Genomic DNA, 16401 nt, shown 5'->3' on the forward strand with positions numbered 1-16401 from the left:
GCTGTGCGGTTATGTTGGCCCTGCGCCGCCGAGAGTGTGTGTGCACGTTCCCAGAAGTTGTCCGAAAGAGCCAGGAGCCGTCCATGCCGCACTCAGAATCCGCGCCGTACCCGGCGGGCCTGCACAAGCTGGCCTTCGGCGGCGACTACAACCCCGAGCAGTGGCCCGAAGAGGTCTGGCACGAGGACGTACGCCTGATGCGGGAGGCCGGTGTGACCATGGTCAGCGTCGGGATCTTCTCCTGGGCGCTGCTCGAACCCGAGCCGGGCGTCCACGACTTCGGCTGGCTCGACCGGCTTCTCGACCTGCTGCACGTCAACGGGATCCGCGCCGACCTCGGCACCCCCACGGTCGCCCCGCCGGCCTGGTTCTACCGCGCCCACCCCGAAGCCCTGCCGGTCACCCGGGACGGCGCCCGGCTCGCCTTCGGATCGCGCGGCGCCATCTGTCACAGCTCGCCCGCCTACCGCGCGGCGGCCGCCGGCATCACCGAACAGCTCGCCCGCCGCTACGCGCACCACCCGGCCCTCGGGATGTGGCACGTCCACAACGAGTACGGCGTCCCCGTCAGCGCCTGCTACTGCGACACCTGCGGCGCGCACTTCCGGCGCTGGCTCACCGCCCGCCACGGCTCCGTCGACGCGGTCAACGCGGCCTGGGGCACCGCCTTCTGGGGCCAGCGCTACCGCACCCTCGACGACATCGACCCGCCCCGCACCACCCCGACCGTCGGCAACCCCGCCCAGCAGCTGGACTACGCCCGCTTCGCCGACGCCACCATGCGGGAGAACTTCACCGCCGAGCGCGACATCCTGCACCGGCTCGCCCCCGGCATCCCCGTCACCACCAACTTCATGACCGCCCTCAGCCAGTGCGAGTCCGTCGACTACTGGGCCTGGGGCCGCGAGGTCGACCTCGTCACCAACGACCACTACCTGATCACCGACGGCCGCCGCACCCACGTCAACCTCGCCATGGCCGCCGACCTCACCCGCTCCGTCGCGGGCGGCGCGCCCTGGCTCCTGCTCGAACACTCCACCAGCGGCGTCAACTGGCAGCCGCGCAACCCCGCCAAGCGCCCCGGCGAGATGGCCCGCAACAGCCTCGCCCACGTCGCCCGCGGATCGGAGGGAGCCATGTTCTTCCAGTGGCGGCAGTCCCGGCGCGGCGCCGAGAAGTTCCACTCCGCGATGGTCCCGCACGCCGGCACCGACTCACGGATCTGGCGCGAGGTCAGCGCGCTCGGCGCCGGACTCGGCCTGCTGGAGGGCGTCCGCTCCACCCGGACCGTCGCCGACGTCGCGATGCTCTGGGACTGGGAGTCCTGGTGGGCCCAGCGCCTGGAGTGGCGCCCGAGCGAGGACCACGACGCCCGCGAGCGCGCCGACACCTTCTACGCCTCGCTCTACGACCGGCACCTCACCGTGGACTTCGCCCACCCGGACGCGGACCTCTCCGCCTACCCGCTGGTCGTGGTCCCCGCCCTCTACCTCACCACCGAGGCGAGCGGCCGCAACCTCCGCCGGTACGTCGAGAACGGCGGCACCCTCGTCGTCTCGTACTTCTCCGGCATCGTCGACGCCGACGACGCGGTGCACCCCGGCCCCTACCCGGGCGCCCTCCGCGACGTACTGGGCCTGACCGTCGAGGAGTTCTCCCCGCTCGGTGCGGGCGGCACCGTCCGGCTGGTCACCCCCGAGGGCGCCCCCGAAGGCCCGGAGCTGACCGGCGACGTCTGGTCGGACGTGGTGATCCCGCGCGGCGCCGAGACCGTCTGGTCGTACGCCGACGGCGTCCCGGCCGGCCGGCCCGCCGTCACCCGCAACCGGCTCGGCGAGGGCACCGCCTGGTACCTCTCCACCCGGCTCTCCGGCGCCGGCCTGGCCGCCGTCCTCGACCGCGCCGCCGCCGACGCCGGAATCGAGCCGCGCACCCACCTCCCGTACGACGTCGAGGTCGTCCGTCGCACGGGCGACACCGGCGGCTACCTCTTCGTGATCAACCACTCCGACACCGACGCCGATGTGGCGCTGGACGCCCCCGGCACCGAACTCCTCACCGGCGAGCCCGCCGTGGACAAGCTCGCCGTTCCGGCGGGGGCGGTCCGCGTCGTACGGCTCGACGGCTGAGGCGCCCACCCGTCAGGGCCTCTCGTTCGGATCAGGCCGGGCTCGCGGGGCCCGGCATCCAAACGAAGGACCCTGCCCCGCGCAACTGTCGAAGGGACATCGACGATGTACGGAACGACGCACACCCGAGCGAGAGCGGCCGGGGCGGTGGCCGCGCTGTCCGGCCTCGTGTTCGCCGCGCTCCCCGCCCAGGCCGCCCACGCGGCCACCGCCCCCGTCAACACCGGCTTCGAGTCGGGTGCCACCGGCTGGTCGACGTACTCGGCCGGAGGCCAGGACGCCGCCTCCTTCACCGAGGCCGGCGGCCACGGTGGCAGCACCCGGCTCAGCCACTGGTCGGCCTCGGCCTACAAGGTCGAGACCTACCAGTACCTGAGCGGCCTCACCGACGGCACGTACACCCTGAGTGCCTGGGTCCGCTCCGGCGGCGGCCAGAACGCCGCCTACCTCGCCCTGCGCAACTGCGGCTCCGCCGAGCAGCGCACCGACCTGCCGCCCACCGCGAACGGCGAGTGGGTCCGGCTCGTCACCTCCGTCAAGGTGACCGGCGGAGCGTGCACGATCAGCCTCAACTCCGACGCCCACGCGGGGGAGTGGGCCAACTTCGACGACATCACCTTCACCCCCGGGTCCACCGGGCTGAGCATCAGGGGCGGTGACCTCTCCACCCTCCCGAAGAACGAGGCGTACGGCGCCACGTACAGGAACGCGAGCGGCACCACCGGGGACGCCATGAGCATCCTCAAGGGCTCCGGGATGAACTACGTACGCCTCAAGGTGTGGGTGAACCCGGCCGACGGCTACAACGACAAGGCCCATGTCCTCGCGATGGCCGAGCGTGCCAAGGCCCTCGGCATGAAGACGCTGATCGACTTCCACTACTCCGACGCCTGGGCCGACCCCGGCAAGCAGAACAAGCCCGCCGCCTGGGCGGGCCACGACTACAGCCGGCTCCGTACGGACGTCTACACCCACACGTACGACGTGCTGAACGCGCTGAAGGCCCAGGGCACCACCGCCGACATGGTGCAGATCGGCAACGAGATCAACGGCGGGATGCTCTGGCCGGAGGGATCGACGAGCAACTGGTCCCAGCTCGCCGGGCTCCTCACCTCCGGGGCGAACGCCGCGAAGGCGGTCTCCTCCACGACGAAGGTGGCCCTGCACCTCGCCGAGGGCGGCGACAACGCGGGCACCCGCTGGTGGTTCGACAACGCGGTGGCGCAGAAGGTGCCCTTCGACGTCATCGCCCTCTCGTACTACGCCTACTGGCACGGCTCACTGGCCGAGCTCCAGACCAACCTGGACGACGCCGCGTCCCGCTACGGCAAGCCGGTCATGGTCGCGGAGACGGCGTACGCCCATACGCTCGCGAACGACGACGGCCTGGAGAACAACGTGGCCACCGCGAGCCAGCTGGTCACCGGCTACCCGGCGACCCCGGCCGGCCAGGCGGCGAACCTCCGCGACGTCATGAACGTCGTGGAGGCCGTCCCGAACGGCCGGGGCCTGGGCGCCGTCTACTGGGAACCCGCCTGGACCGCCGTCACCGGCAGCGGCTGGGACCCGGCCGACCCGGCGTCGGGCAACGCCTGGGAGAACCAGGCGGTGTTCGACTACGACGGCAGGCTGCTGCCGGCGGCCGGCTGGTTCTCGCACCGGTAGACGGGGAGCCGGCGTCCGGCTGCTCACCCCTCCAGGGGCGCGCCGTGCCACCTCCAGGAGGTGACACGGTCGCGGCCGGGCAGGTCCGCGCGGCCGGTGCACCACAGCAGGACGGTCCACCGGTCCTCGTCGTCCGGGGCGTCGGGGAACAGCCGGGCCAGCACCCGGTCGCAGAGGTCCCGGGGCGGGGCCCAGGGGAACGACAGCGTGCCGGCGACGTCCCAGGCGTGGACGAGGGTCTCCACGATGCCCATCGCGGCGAAGCCCTCCGGGTCGGAGACACCGTGCGAGTGGTAGGAGCGGACCTCGGGGGAGGCCGTCCGCACCATGGCCGTCAGGAGGGCGCCGCTCGCCTCCAGCGTCTGGAGCAGCCCCGCGTTACCGGCCTCCGGGTCCGCGAAGACGCTGCTCCCGGGGCCGCCCTCACGCTCCGGTGCGCAGCGGTAGGGGACCTCGGTCTCCAGCGAGGGCCTGCGCGGGCCGAGCTGGACGGCGTACGCGAAGAGGTCGTCGCTCAGATGCTCCAGGGTCTCCCAGCAGTCCCACGCCAACGACCCCGCGGGGACACGCCAGTCGTCCACCGGGGACGCCGCGAGGGCGTCGACCGCGAGCCGTACCGCCAGCGTCACGTCGTCGGCGGTGACCGGCAGGCGGGTGCCGGTCAGCGCCGCGCGTTCGGCGGCCCCGCACTCCACGCAGAACTCGTTGCCCTCCGGATCGGCCAGGGTCGCCCAGCCCCGGCCGTTCGGCTTGCGGTGGTCGGCGACCAGCGTGGCGCCCAGGGCGAGCAGCCGCTCGACCTCCTCGTCGCGGGTCCGGCGCTCGGGGCGGATGTCCAGATGGATCCGGTTCTTGCCGCTCTTGGGTTCCGGCACCGTGACGAAGAGCAGTGCGGCGCCCGGTGCCTCCACGAGGGCCTCGGGATCGCCGGGCGCGTCGTCGTCGGAGAGCGGCGATCCGAGCACCTCGGCCCAGAACAGGGCGAGTTCGTAGGCGTCGGCGCAGTCGATGGTGATGTGCTGTACGAGCGAAGTCATGGGCGCCACTGTCTCCGCTGATCCCGCCGGGGTCCAGCGAGTTGTACGCCGCGGCGGTCCCTACGGGCGGTCCACGGCGGCCCGCACCAGGGACCGCGCCAGCTCGATGGTGCCCGGGAGGGTGTCGAGCGGGAGCGGCTGCGTGGCGAGGGCGCCCTCGTGCAGCACGAGGAGCCGGGTGGCCAGGGTGCCGGGGGCCGAGCAGCCCGCCGCGGTGGAGAGGTCCTCGAACAGGTCCAGCAGCCAGCGCTTCTGGTTCGCGGCGACGACGTACGCGGGATGGGAGGCGTCCGGGAGCTCGGCCAGGGCGTTGATGAACGCGCAGCCGCGGGCGTTGGTCCCGCTCCAGACCCGCAGCGCGTCGAGAGGGGCGGTCACGGCGTCGACCGGGTCGTCGCAGGCGTCGACGGTGGCGCGGACGAGGGACCGCCAGCGCTGGTCACGCCCGGTGAGGTAGGCCGCCACGAGCCGGTCCTTCGAGCCGAACTGGTTGTACAGGGTCCGCTTGGTCACCCCCGAGTGCTCGGCGATCAGATCCACGCCGATCGCCGTGATCCCGCGGTCGTAGAACAGCTCCTCGGCGGCCGCGACGATGCGACGGCCGGCCGGCGTCAGGGGGCGGGTGTCCTGCATCAACGTTCCTTCACCGATCGGTGTACCGTGGGGTGTGTTCACAGATCAGTATACCCAGCGGAGGTCGAACGATGAACGTGCCGAAGACCATGCGCGCCGTACGGATCGCGGAGCACGGAGGGCCGGAGGTCCTCCGGCCGGCCGAGGTCGCCGTGCCCGGGCCCCGGGCCGGAGAAGTGCTGGTCGGGATCGCGGCGGTGGCGCTGAACAACACCGACCTGTGGACCCGTGAGGGCGCCTACGGCCGGCCGGGAGACCCGGAGGCGCTGTCCGGCTGGCGGGGCCCGCTCGACTTCCCGCGCATCCAGGGCGCCGACGTGGCGGGCAGGGTCGTGGCCGTCGGCCCCGGCGTGGAGGAGGGCCTCGTCGGCCGCCGAGTGGTCGTCGACCCGGCGATCTACGACACCGAGGGACCCGACGCGAACCCGGTGGGACTGATGGGGAGCGAACGCGACGGCGGCTACGCGGAGTACGTGACCGCCGCCGCGGAGCGGGTGCACGACGTGACGGACTCCCCGCTCACCTACGACCAGCTCGCGACGCTTCCGACCGCCTACGGCACCGCGCTGGGCATGATCGAGCGGGGCAGGCTGCGGGAGGGCGAGACCGCCCTGGTCTCGGGGGCGTCCGGGGGAGTGGGCCTCGCGCTGATCCAGATCGCCCGGGCCCGCGGTGCGAGGGTCCTCGCCATCAGCAGCGGATCCAAGATCGACGCGGTGCGTGAGGCGGGTGCCCACGAGGTCCTCGACCGCGCGCGGGACGTCGCCGAGCAGATCCGCGCCGTCGCCCCGGAGGGCGTGGACGTCGCCCTCGACGTCGTCGCCGGGGACCTGGTGGGCGCGGTGCTGCCGCTGCTGCGCGAGGGCGGCCGGTGGGTCGTCGCCGGTGCGCTCGGCGGGTACGACGTGGCCTTCGACGTACGCCGGCTCTATCTGCACAACGCGCAGGTGATCGGCTCCGCGATGCACACGCCCACGCACTTCGCCCTTCTCATGGACCTGGCCCGCGAGGGCACGGTCCGGCCCGTCGTCGCCGCGACGTACCCCCTGGAACAGGCCGCCCGGGCGCAGGAGGCGCTCGCCCGCAGGGGACACGTGGGCAAGATCGTCATGCACCCCTGAGGAGCGGCGACGGGAAGGCGCCCGCGACGCCGACAGGGGCGGGACGCATGACGCGTCCCGCCCCTGTCGGCTGCCGTACGCCGCTACTTCACCGGAGTGAAGTCACGCGCCCCGATGAACTCGGGCCGGCGGATCGGAGCCGCGAAGGGCTCCTGCGCCGTGTTCTCCACGCTGTTGAAGACGATGAAGACGTTGCTGCGCGCGTACGGGGTGATGTTGTCCCCCGAGCCGTGCATGCAGTTGCAGTCGAACCAGGTCGCCGAACCGGCGGCGCCCGTGAAGAGCTTGATGCCGTGACGGTCGGCCATCTTCGTCAGCGCCTCGTCGGACGGGGTGCCGGCGTCCTGCATCTGCAGGGACTTCTTGTAGTTATCCTTCGGCGTCTCGCCCGCACACCCGAGGAACGACTTGTGCGAACCGGGCATGATCATCAGCCCGCCGTTGGTGTCGAAGTTCTCGGTCAGCGCGATCGAGACCGACACGGTCCGCATGTTCGGCAGACCGTCCTCGGCGTGCCAGGTCTCGAAGTCCGAGTGCCAGTAGAACCCCGAGGCGCCGAAGCCCGGCTTGACGTTGATCCTGGACTGGTGGACGTACACGTCGGAGCCGAGGATCTGGCGGGCACGGCCCACCACACGCTCGTCGCTGACCAGGTTCGCGAAGACCTGGCTGAGCTTGTGGACCTCGAAGACGGACCGCACGCTCTGCGACTGCGGTTCGATGATCGAGCGCTCGTCGGCCCGGACCTGCGGGTCGGCGACCAGCCGGTCCAGCTCGGCCCGGTAGACGTCGACCTCCTCCGGAGTGATGAGCTGGTCGACGGTGAGGAAGCCGTTCTCCTCGAAACCCTGGAGATCCTTGGCGGTGACCGGCCCGGGCGCGCCCGGCGCGGACCAGATGACCGGGTCCTGGCGGGGAGTGGTCATCTCGGCGGCGCCGCGCGAGGGGTACAGGTCGGCGCGTACATCGGTGGTCATGGTTCAGCCCTCCTCTGTCAGCAGCGGGTATACACCGTTCTCGTCATGGTCCTCCCGCCCGGTGACGGGGGGATTGAAGACGCACACGCAGCGGAAGTCCGTCTTCGGCCTCAGCGTGTGGTGCTCGTGCCCGTTCAGCAGGTACATCGTCCCGGGGGAGATCCAGTGCTTCTCGCCGGTCTCGTCGTTGGTGAGCTCGGCCTCGCCCTCGGTGCACAGAACGGCCTCGATGTGGTTCGCGTACCACATCGACGTCTCCGTGCCCGCGTACAGCACGGTCTCGTGGAGAGAGAAGCCCACCTTCTCCTTGGCGAGCACGATGCGCTTGCTCTCCCAGGTACCTGAAGCGGACTTGATGTGCCGGTCGGTGTTCTCGATGTCACTGAAAGATCGGACGATCACGGTGGGGTGGTGCCTTTCTCTTCTGTCCTGCTCTGTGGTGCCTGCGCGGGGGGCGTACCCCGCTCAGGCGGTCTCTCGGACGGATCGGGCCAGCGTGCGCAGGCCCTCCTCCAGCTCATCGGGGGTCACGGTCAGCGGCGGGAGCAGCTTCACGACCTCGGACTGCGGGCCGGAGGTCTCCAGCAGCAGGCCCAGCTCGAAGGCGCGCTTGCAGACGGCGGACGCGCGCTCGGGGTCGGTGAACTCCAGGCCCCAGACCAGGCCGCGGCCGCGGAACTGCGCGGTGTCGTCCTCGCCGCAGATCGCCAGCAGGGTCTGTTCCACCTGCTCGCCGCGGGCCAGGGTCTGCTTCTCCATCTGGCCGTCGGCCCAGTAGGCGTCGAGCGTGGCCGCCGCGGTGACGAACGCCGGGTTGTTGCCGCGGAAGGTGCCGTTGTGCTCGCCCGGCTCCCAGACGTCCAGCTCGCCCTTGAAGAGGCAGAGCGACATCGGCAGGCCGTAGCCGCTGATGGACTTCGACAGCGTCACGATGTCCGGGACGATGCCGGCCTCCTCGAAGGAGAAGAAGCCGCCGGTCCGGCCGCAGCCCATCTGGATGTCGTCGACGATCAGGAGCATGTCCTGGCGGTGGCAGAGGTCCTGGAGGGCGCGCAGCCACTCGGCGCGGGCGACGTTGATGCCGCCCTCGCCCTGCACGGTCTCCACGATCACGGCGGCGGGCTTGTTCAGCCCGGAACCCTGGTCCTCCAGAAGGCGCTCGAACCAGAGGAAGTCGGGCACCTGGCCGTCGAAGTAGTTGTCGAACGGCATCGGGGTGCCGTGCACGAGCGGGATGCCGGCACCGGCGCGCTTGAAGGCGTTGCCGGTCACGGCGAGCGAACCGAGCGACATGCCGTGGAAGGCGTTGGTGAACGAGACGACGGACTCGCGGCCCTTGACCTTGCGGGCGAGCTTCAGCGCCGACTCGACGGCGTTGGTGCCCGTCGGGCCGGGGAACATCACCTTGTAGGGCAGGTCACGCGGGCGCAGGATCACGTTCTCGAAGGTCTCGAGGAACGCTCGTTTGGCCGTCGTGGCCATGTCCAGGCCGTGGGTGATGCCGTCGCGCTCGATGTAGTCGATGAGCGCGCGTTTCAGCACCGGGTTGTTGTGCCCGTAGTTGAGGGATCCGGCACCGGCGAAGAAGTCGAGGTACGAGTGGCCGTCCTCGTCGGTCAGGCGGGCGCCCTGCGCACGGTCGAAGACCGCGGGCCAACTGCGGCAGTAGCTCCGTACTTCCGACTCCAGGGCTTCGAAGACGCTCAGGGCGGGCGGGGTGATGGTCACAGCTGATCTCCTGCTCGAGGGGGGTGTGACGGGCGGCGGGTCAGGCATGCCCGGGAAAGCCGCGCCGGGCGGGGCGCGGAGGGGCGCTGGGAGGCCCTAGAACGGGCCGATGCGGTAGAGGACCTCCGGCAGGTGCGTCCCCTCGGGGAACAGCGCCCCGTCGAAGAGCACCTCGTGCTCCAGCGGCGCGTCGTGCCGCTGCGCGAAGGATGTGAACAGCCGGTCGGAGGCCGCGTTGTCCGGGGTGATCGTCGTCTCGACCGAGGCCAGGCCCTGGTCGGATGCCACACGGGCGGTCAGCGCGTCCAGCAGCGTGGCCGCCAGTCCCTTGCCACGGTGGGCCCGGTCGACGGCCACCTGCCAGACGACGAGCGTCTCGGGGCGGTCGGGGCGGATGTATCCGGTCACGAAGGCGATGGGGTCGCCGCTCTCGTCGCGGGCGACCACGGAGGTCGCCGCGAAGTCACGGCACCACAGCAGGTAGCTGTACGAGGAGTTGAGGTCCAGGACCTCGGAGTCGCGGGCAATGCGCCAGATCGCGGCTCCGTCCTCCACTCGCGGGGTGTCGATTCTGAGGAATTCGCTTCGGGCACTTGCAAAATCTGCTGGTGCGGCGGTCATGCGAATTGAATTTACCCAGCAAAAATCAAAATTGCATCGCCGCAGGGGGTTGGGTCAGAGGGCCCGTTGTGTTATCACGCGGGCGCGGATCCGCCCCGATCGGGAGGCGTTTTCGCCGGTCTTGTCTGGAATTTAACGCCCAAAGCGGACTCGATGTGGAGTCGGTCACATCGTTGTAACTCGCCTGACATCCGTCCGGATCGACTGGGCCGATCGAGTGAAAACTGTGGCGTTTAGCCTCTGGGAACGGGGGAAGAAGAATGTGGGGAGCTGCTCCCGATAAAGCAGCTCCCCTTTTCTTGTCCGCGTCCGATAAACCGGCCGCTGTAGTTCAGAATTAATTTAGTTGTTCGGCCAGGTTTTCGAGACGGCTTCGCGGGCAGCATCGAGGTCGGTCTCCCGGCCCGCGTCCCCCAGCACGGTGCCCAGGGCGGCCAGCGAGGCCAGGACCGCGTCCCGCGTCGCGTCCGCGCCGTAGTGGTTGACCCGGATCATCTCCTTGGACAGCGCCCCGCCACCCGCGATCAGCGGCAGCGAGGGGTCGGCCGCGAGCGCCCGGCCGACCAGCTCCGCCGCGTCGAGATCCGCCGGCACGCGCAGGGTCGTGGCGACCGGTGCCGCGTCACGGGCGTCGTGGACGTACGGCTCCAGGCCGCCGCCGAGCGCCGAGGCGCCCGCCCGGGTCGCCGCGGCGGCCGAGGCGTGCCGTGCCATGACCGCGTCCAGGCCGTCCGCCTCGATCCGGTCCAGGCACGCGTCGAGCGCCAACATCTCCAGCTGGGCGGGCGCGTGCGGCAACGCCCTGCGGCCCCCGTCGATCCAGCGGGCCTTCCAGTCCAGCAGCGAGAGGTACGAGCGACGCGGGGCCCGCGGATTGGCGGCCATCCGCTCCCACGCCCGCGCGCTCACCGACACGGCGGACACCCCGGCCGGGCCGCCCATGGCCTTCTGGGCGCCGATGACGCACAGGTCCACGCCCCATGCGTCCACCAGCAGCGGCTCCGCGCCCACCGACGCGACGGCGTCCACCATGAAGAGCGCGCCGTGCTCCCGGACCACCTCGCCGATCTCGCCGACCGGGTTGGTGTTGCCGGTCGCCGCCTCCGCGTGCACGAGTGACACGAAGTCGATCTCCGGGTGCTCGGCCAGCGCCCGCCCGACCTGCTCGGCGGTGACCGCGGTGTGGAACGGCACCGCGAGGTCCACGACCTCGGCGCCGCAGTCGCGCAGCCAGTCGCCGAAGGTCTGGCCGTACGGCCCGGTCACGACGTTCAGCGCGGTCGATCCGGGCCGGGCGCCGCCCCGGATGCACCCTTCGAGGGGCAGCAGCGCCTCGCCCTGCATGATGACGACGTCCTGCTCGGTGGCGAGGAGGCCGGCCACCCGCCGCTCGATCGCTGCGAAACGCGCGGCGGTGAGCGGGGCGAGGTCGAGGAATGGATGTGTCACGGTGCTGCTCTCTTCGGGTCGGGCGGTGCGCTGTCGGCGCCTGCGCGTCGAGGGTACCCAGCGCCCTGCCGGCCCCCTGCGGCCTCCTCGTACAGTGCTGTCCATGAGCGATCACGAGGCGGCGCCGGTGCTGCGGATCAAGGGGCGGGTGCTCGTAGGGCCCGACGAGGTGAGGGACGGCCTCTGGGCGGTCGGCGGGCGGATCACCTACGAGCGGCCGCCGGGCGCGGACGACGCCGTGACGCTCACCGGCTGGGTGCTGCCCGGCCTGGTCGACGCGCACTGCCATGTGGGGCTCGACCACCAGGGACCCGTCGACGCGGCCACCAGCGAGAAGCAGGCCCTCACCGACCGTGAGGCCGGCACGCTGCTCATCCGGGACGCCGGATCACCCTCCGACACCCGGTGGACGGACGCGCGCGACGACCTGCCGAAGATCATCAGGGCGGGGCGTCACATCGCCAGGACGCGCCGTTACATCCGCAACTTCGCCCATGAGATCGAGCCCGGCGACCTGGTCGCCTACGTCGCCCGGGAGGCCCGGCGCGGCGACGGCTGGGTGAAGCTGGTCGGCGACTGGATCGACCGGGACGCCGGCGACCTGACCGCCTGCTGGCCGCGCGGCGAGGTCGAGGCCGCGATCGCCGAGGCCCACCGGCTCGGCGCCCGGGTCACCGCCCACTGCTTCGCCGAGGACGCGCTGCGCGACCTGGTGGAGGCCGGGATCGACTGCATCGAGCACGCGACGGGGCTCACCGAGGACACCATCCCCCTCTTCGCGGAGCGCGGGGTGGCGATCGTCCCCACCCTGGTCAACATCGCCACCTTCCCCGGCCTCGCGGCGGCGGGCGAGGCCAAGTTCCCGCGCTGGTCCGCCCATATGCGGCGGCTCCACGAGACCCGGTACGAGACCGTGCGCGCGGCGTACGACGCCGGGATCCCGGTCTTCACCGGCACCGACGCCGGCGGTTCGCTGGCCCACGGCCTGATCGCCGACGAGGTGGCCGAGCTGGTGAAGGCCGGCATCCCGCCCCTCGACGCGCTCTCCGCCACGGCCTGGGGCGCCCGGCGGTGGCTCGGCCGGCCGGTGCTGGAGGAGGGCGCCCCGGCGGACCTGGTGATGTACGACGAGGACCCGAGGGCGGACGTACGGGTGCTGGCGTCCCCGCGCACGGTGGTGCTCAACGGCCAGGTCATGGGCTGACCGCCGGGCGCCCCGCTCCGGGGCGCCGTGTTGACCGGCGGTGACCCCGGGCGCCGTGTCTCGTTGAATCACCTCGGTGCTCCGCCGGGGACATCCGGCGATCATGCCCCGACGTCAGTGAAACGGGTGGTTCCGAGGAACTCCTGTGCCGATGGATTCGAATGTGCACGCGGAAACCCCTCTTTGGAGTGAACTGGCGGAAGGTGTCTGTCAGTTCACCCTCTGTGCGTAAAGATTCACGGAGTCGAGGCCGCCGGTGCCCGCGATGTCCCCCATTGGACGGTTCCGGCGGCTCCATGTCTCTTGTGGGGGTTCCACCATCTTGAACAGCAACACCTTCCGTTCGGCTGCCCTGGCGATCGCCGCCGCTCCCGTCGCGCTGCTCGTCGCCGTCCCCGCGCACGCAGCCACCGCGACGACTCCGGCCACTCCGGCCGGCGGCCACGGAAAGGCGAGCGCGGTCGTGCTCCGCGCCGGGCTCGACGTCTCGCTCCTGAACAAGTCCGTCCAGGTGCCGCTCAAGGCCACGCTCAACGAGGTGCACGCCCCGGCGAGCGCGGAGAAGACCGCGCTCACCGTGGAGCTCGACGGCGTCGACAAGGGCCGTCCCGTGCACGTGCTCAAGGCCGACGTCGCGACGGCGAACGCCACCGTGGACGCCCACCGGGCGGAGGGCTACAGCAACCTCGCCAAGGCGCGGGTGCACGTGCCGGGCCTGCCGCTGCTCTCGCTGATCGAGGTCGAGAAGGTCACCTCCAAGGCGGTGTGCGAGGCGGGTCACAAGCCGGTCGCCGAGTCGAACGTGCTCGGGCACGTGACCGTGCTCGGCAAGAAGATCCGGCTCACCTCGGGCGGCACGACGGAGGTCCAGGTGCCGGGTGTCGGTGAGGTGACGCTCGACCTCTCGAAGACCTCGACGACCACGCGCACGGCGGCCGCGACGGCCCTCCAGCTGCGGGTGTCCGTGAATCCGCTGAAGCTGAACGTCGCCGAGGTGGAGGGCGAGGTCACGCTGGCCGAGGCGACGTGCGAGACGCCCAGGGGCGGCGGCTCGGGCAACGGGGGCTCCGGTGACGGCGGCTCGGAGAACGGCGGTTCCGGTGACGGCGGTTCGGACGACGGCAGCACCTCCGGCAACGACGGGTCGACGGGCGGCGACGGCGGCTCGGACGACAACGGCTCCGGCTCCGGCGACAACGGGTCGGGGGACACCGGCTCCGGGGACACCGGCGGCAAGGAGAAGCCCGTCGACGTGAAGCCCCAGACCGGCTCCGACCCGGTCCAGGCGTCGAACCCCGGCACCGGCGACCTCGCCGAGACCGGATCCAGCTCCTCCACCCCGTACCTCGCGGGTGGGGCCGCCGTCCTGCTGGCGGTGGGCGCGGGCGCCACGGTCGTCGCCCGCAGGCGGGGCGCCAAGGGCTGATCACCGTCCGGAGGGGAGCGGTGCCCGCACGGCGGAACACCGCTCCCGTACCCGGGGAGCCGTCAGCCGACGGCTCTCCGGGGCAGTCCCTGCAGGGCCAGGTCGAGTGCCTGGAGGAACCGGTTGGTCGTCACCCGGTCCCGCACCGCGAGCCGCAGCCACTCGCTGCCCAGCCCGGGGAACGTGTCCCCGCGCCGCGCCGCGAAGCCCCGTGAGCGCAGCAGGTGCCGCACCTCGTCCGCCCGCTCCAGCCGCAGCAGTACGAACGGCCCGGCGGCCGGCTCCACGACCTCCACCTCGCTGAACTCCGCCAGCCCGGCCAGCAGATGGGCCCGGTCCACCGCGATCCGGTCCGCGGCGTCCGCCGCCTCGACCAGCGCACGCGGCTCCATGCACGCCTCGGCCGCGGCCAGCGCCGGGGAGGACACCGGCCACAGCGGCTGAGCCTCCTGGAGCAGCCCGATCGTCTCCGGCTCGGCCAGCACGTAGCCGATCCGCAGCCCCGCCAGCCCCCAGGTCTTCGTCAGGCTCCGCAGCACCACGAGACCGGGCACGTCCGTACGCCCGCACAGCGCCTCGCGCTCACCCGGCACGGCGTCCATGAACGCCTCGTCGACCACCAGCGTCCGCCCGGGCCGCGCCAACCGCTCCAGCACCCCCGCCGGATGCAGCACGGACGTCGGGTTGGTCGGGTTGCCGACCACCACCAGGTCCGCGTCCTCGGGCACCGCCGCCGGATCCAGCCGGAAGCCGTCCTCCGGGCGCAGCAGCACCCGGCCGACCTCGTGCCCCGCCGCGCGCAGGGCCGCCTCCGGTTCCGTGAACTGCGGATGGATGACGACCGGCCGCCGGGCGGGCAGGGCCCGGGCGATCAGGACGAACGCCTCGGCAGCGCCCGCCGTGAGCAGAACCCTTTCCTCGGGCAGTCCGTGCCGCCCGGCGACCGCCGTGCGGGCCGGCCGCCCGTCCGGATAGGCGGCCAGCGACCCCAGCGACGCGGCTATCCGCTGCCGCAGCCAGTCCGGGGGTGTGCCGGTCCGTACGTTGACGGCGAGGTCGGTCAGGTCCAGGCCGCGTACTTCCGCGTCGCCGTGGTGCCGCAGATCGGGCCCGGCGCTCTCGATGTGCTTCGTGGGGGGCAGCATGGCAGTAATGGTGAACGGCTCGGCGCCATTCGTCGATGCCGAAGTTCCGGCCGGTGCCCTCCGGCGCGCCACCGCACAGGTCACCGACGCCGACTTCCGCTTGGGAACGAGCAGTTCACCGGCGTCCGCGAGCGCCGCGGCCTCCGCCACCGACCCGGTCCCCACCGCCGCGCGCGGCGCGGCCGACGGGCTGGGCACCGGGACCTCCGCCAGCTCCCCGGCCGTGTACGACCGCACGGGCACCCCCAGGTGCGTCGCGGCGCCGACGATCCCCGGCTCGTCCGCCCTGGTGTCGAGCGTGGCCAGCTCGACCACGTCACCGGCCGTGGGCCCGGCCTCGTCGAGGGCCTCCCGGATCAGCTCCAGCACCTCCTCGGCCCGGACGCCGCGACGGGCACCGACACCGACGACCAGCGCGGCTCGGGTCATGACGGGGGATCCTTCCGGGGAGGGGCGGACGAGCGGACGGGCGGGCGGGGCGGGGCGACACGGTAAGGGCGGCCTGAGGTGCGCGAGGCGGGTTCAATCCGCTAGCAAGGGCCCATGGCGGTATTCGTCGCGCTCGGCGCGTTCCTGATGACCCTGGCGGGCGGCTGGGTCGCGCAGCGCGTCAGCGACCGCCGGCACCTCGTGCTCGGCTTCGCGGGCGGACTGATGCTGGGTGTCGTCGGCCTCGACCTGCTGCCGGAGGCGGTGGAGGCCGCGGGCGGCACCGTCTTCGGCGTACCGGCGGCCCTGCTGCTGTTCGTGGGAGGCTTCCTGACGGCCCATCTCGTCGAGCGCTCGCTGGCCGTACGCCAGGCGGCACACGGGGCGGGCGAGGAACGGGTGCCGCAGGTCGGGCTGACGGCGGCGGCCGCGATGGTGGGGCACAGCCTGATGGACGGCGTGGCGCTCGGGGCCGCCTTCCAGATCGGCGGCGGGATGGGGGCCGCCGTCGCGCTCGCCGTCATCACCCATGACTTCGCCGACGGATTCAACACGTACACGATCACGAGCCTCTACGGGAACGCCCGCCGCAAGGCGCTCCTGATGCTGTACGCCGACGCCCTCGCCCCGATCGTGGGGGCGGCCACCACACTGCTGTTCACCCTTCCGGAGGAACTGCTCGGCTGCTATCTCGGATTCTTCGGCGGGGCGCTGCTCTATCTCGCCGCGGCCGAGATCCTCCCCGAGGCGCACCACGACCACCCGGCCCGCTCCACGCTGCTGTGCACGGTCGCCGGGGTGGGCTTCATCTGGCTGGTGGTCGGCCTCGGGGAATGA

Annotated in this window: 14 protein-coding genes; 6 read left to right on the forward strand and 8 right to left on the reverse strand. The window is 72.0% G+C overall.

The window, feature by feature from the left end; genetic code table 11:
- Nucleotides 1–83 precede the first annotated feature (83 nt).
- Together ACZ607_RS04700 and ACZ607_RS04705 are read left to right on the forward strand one after the other, a co-directional pair.
- Nucleotides 84–2129 (forward strand): beta-galactosidase, encoded by a 2046-nt coding sequence (locus ACZ607_RS04700; protein WP_469731662.1) that lies wholly within the window; start codon nt 84–86, stop codon nt 2127–2129.
- Between the two features lie 105 nt (nt 2130–2234).
- On the forward strand, nt 2235–3794 hold the full coding sequence (locus tag ACZ607_RS04705; RefSeq protein WP_469731664.1) for a glycoside hydrolase family 53 protein: 1560 nt from the start codon (nt 2235–2237) through the stop codon (nt 3792–3794).
- Nucleotides 3795–3817: 23 nt separating this feature from the next.
- Here the strand turns inward: ACZ607_RS04705 and ACZ607_RS04710 are convergent, their stop codons facing one another.
- Together ACZ607_RS04710 and ACZ607_RS04715 are read right to left on the reverse strand one after the other, a co-directional pair.
- Nucleotides 3818–4831: a VOC family protein gene (locus tag ACZ607_RS04710; protein ID WP_469731666.1), complete on the reverse strand. Its 1014-nt coding sequence runs from the start codon at nt 4829–4831 to the stop codon at nt 3818–3820.
- A gap of 60 nt (nt 4832–4891) precedes the next feature.
- On the reverse strand, nt 4892–5464 hold the full coding sequence (locus ACZ607_RS04715) for a TetR/AcrR family transcriptional regulator (protein ID WP_469731668.1): 573 nt from the start codon (nt 5462–5464) through the stop codon (nt 4892–4894).
- 71 nt (nt 5465–5535) lie between these two features.
- Between ACZ607_RS04715 and ACZ607_RS04720 the strand changes: the two genes are divergently transcribed.
- The gene (locus ACZ607_RS04720; protein ID WP_469731670.1) at nt 5536–6585 is read left to right on the forward strand and encodes a zinc-binding dehydrogenase; all 1050 of its coding nucleotides are present in this window, start codon (nt 5536–5538) and stop codon (nt 6583–6585) included.
- An 83-nt stretch (nt 6586–6668) separates the two neighbouring features.
- Here the strand turns inward: ACZ607_RS04720 and thpD are convergent, their stop codons facing one another.
- From thpD to ACZ607_RS04745, 5 genes are all read right to left on the reverse strand, one after another.
- Nucleotides 6669–7562, reverse strand: a complete 894-nt coding sequence (gene thpD / locus ACZ607_RS04725) for an ectoine hydroxylase (RefSeq protein WP_469731673.1) — start codon at nt 7560–7562, stop codon at nt 6669–6671.
- Between the two features lie 3 nt (nt 7563–7565).
- Nucleotides 7566–7964, reverse strand: coding sequence for an ectoine synthase (locus ACZ607_RS04730; RefSeq protein WP_099176037.1), 399 nt, complete (start codon nt 7962–7964; stop codon nt 7566–7568).
- Nucleotides 7965–8027: 63 nt separating this feature from the next.
- On the reverse strand, nt 8028–9290 hold the full coding sequence (gene ectB / locus ACZ607_RS04735; protein WP_469731676.1) for a diaminobutyrate--2-oxoglutarate transaminase: 1263 nt from the start codon (nt 9288–9290) through the stop codon (nt 8028–8030).
- Nucleotides 9291–9386: 96 nt separating this feature from the next.
- Nucleotides 9387–9911 carry a diaminobutyrate acetyltransferase gene (gene ectA, locus ACZ607_RS04740; protein WP_469731678.1) on the reverse strand — a complete coding sequence of 175 codons (525 nt, stop codon included), beginning with the start codon at nt 9909–9911 and terminating at the stop codon, nt 9387–9389.
- A gap of 342 nt (nt 9912–10253) precedes the next feature.
- Nucleotides 10254–11360, reverse strand: a complete 1107-nt coding sequence (locus ACZ607_RS04745) for a pyridoxal-phosphate-dependent aminotransferase family protein (RefSeq protein ID WP_469731680.1) — start codon at nt 11358–11360, stop codon at nt 10254–10256.
- 103 nt (nt 11361–11463) lie between these two features.
- Between ACZ607_RS04745 and ACZ607_RS04750 the strand changes: the two genes are divergently transcribed.
- Together ACZ607_RS04750 and ACZ607_RS04755 are read left to right on the forward strand one after the other, a co-directional pair.
- On the forward strand, nt 11464–12564 hold the full coding sequence (locus ACZ607_RS04750; protein WP_469731682.1) for an amidohydrolase family protein: 1101 nt from the start codon (nt 11464–11466) through the stop codon (nt 12562–12564).
- Nucleotides 12565–12886: 322 nt separating this feature from the next.
- Nucleotides 12887–13990 carry an SCO1860 family LAETG-anchored protein gene (locus tag ACZ607_RS04755; RefSeq protein WP_469731684.1) on the forward strand — a complete coding sequence of 368 codons (1104 nt, stop codon included), beginning with the start codon at nt 12887–12889 and terminating at the stop codon, nt 13988–13990.
- A 62-nt stretch (nt 13991–14052) separates the two neighbouring features.
- On the opposite strand, the gene cobC is transcribed toward ACZ607_RS04755, so the two are convergent.
- A complete protein-coding gene (gene cobC, locus ACZ607_RS04760; protein WP_469731686.1) occupies nt 14053–15564 on the reverse strand; it encodes an Rv2231c family pyridoxal phosphate-dependent protein CobC in 1512 nt (503 codons plus the stop codon).
- Between the two features lie 114 nt (nt 15565–15678).
- Between cobC and ACZ607_RS04765 the strand changes: the two genes are divergently transcribed.
- A complete protein-coding gene (locus tag ACZ607_RS04765) occupies nt 15679–16401 on the forward strand; it encodes a ZIP family metal transporter (protein WP_469731688.1) in 723 nt (240 codons plus the stop codon).

The organism is Streptomyces sp. NPDC104381 (assembly GCF_055583745.1).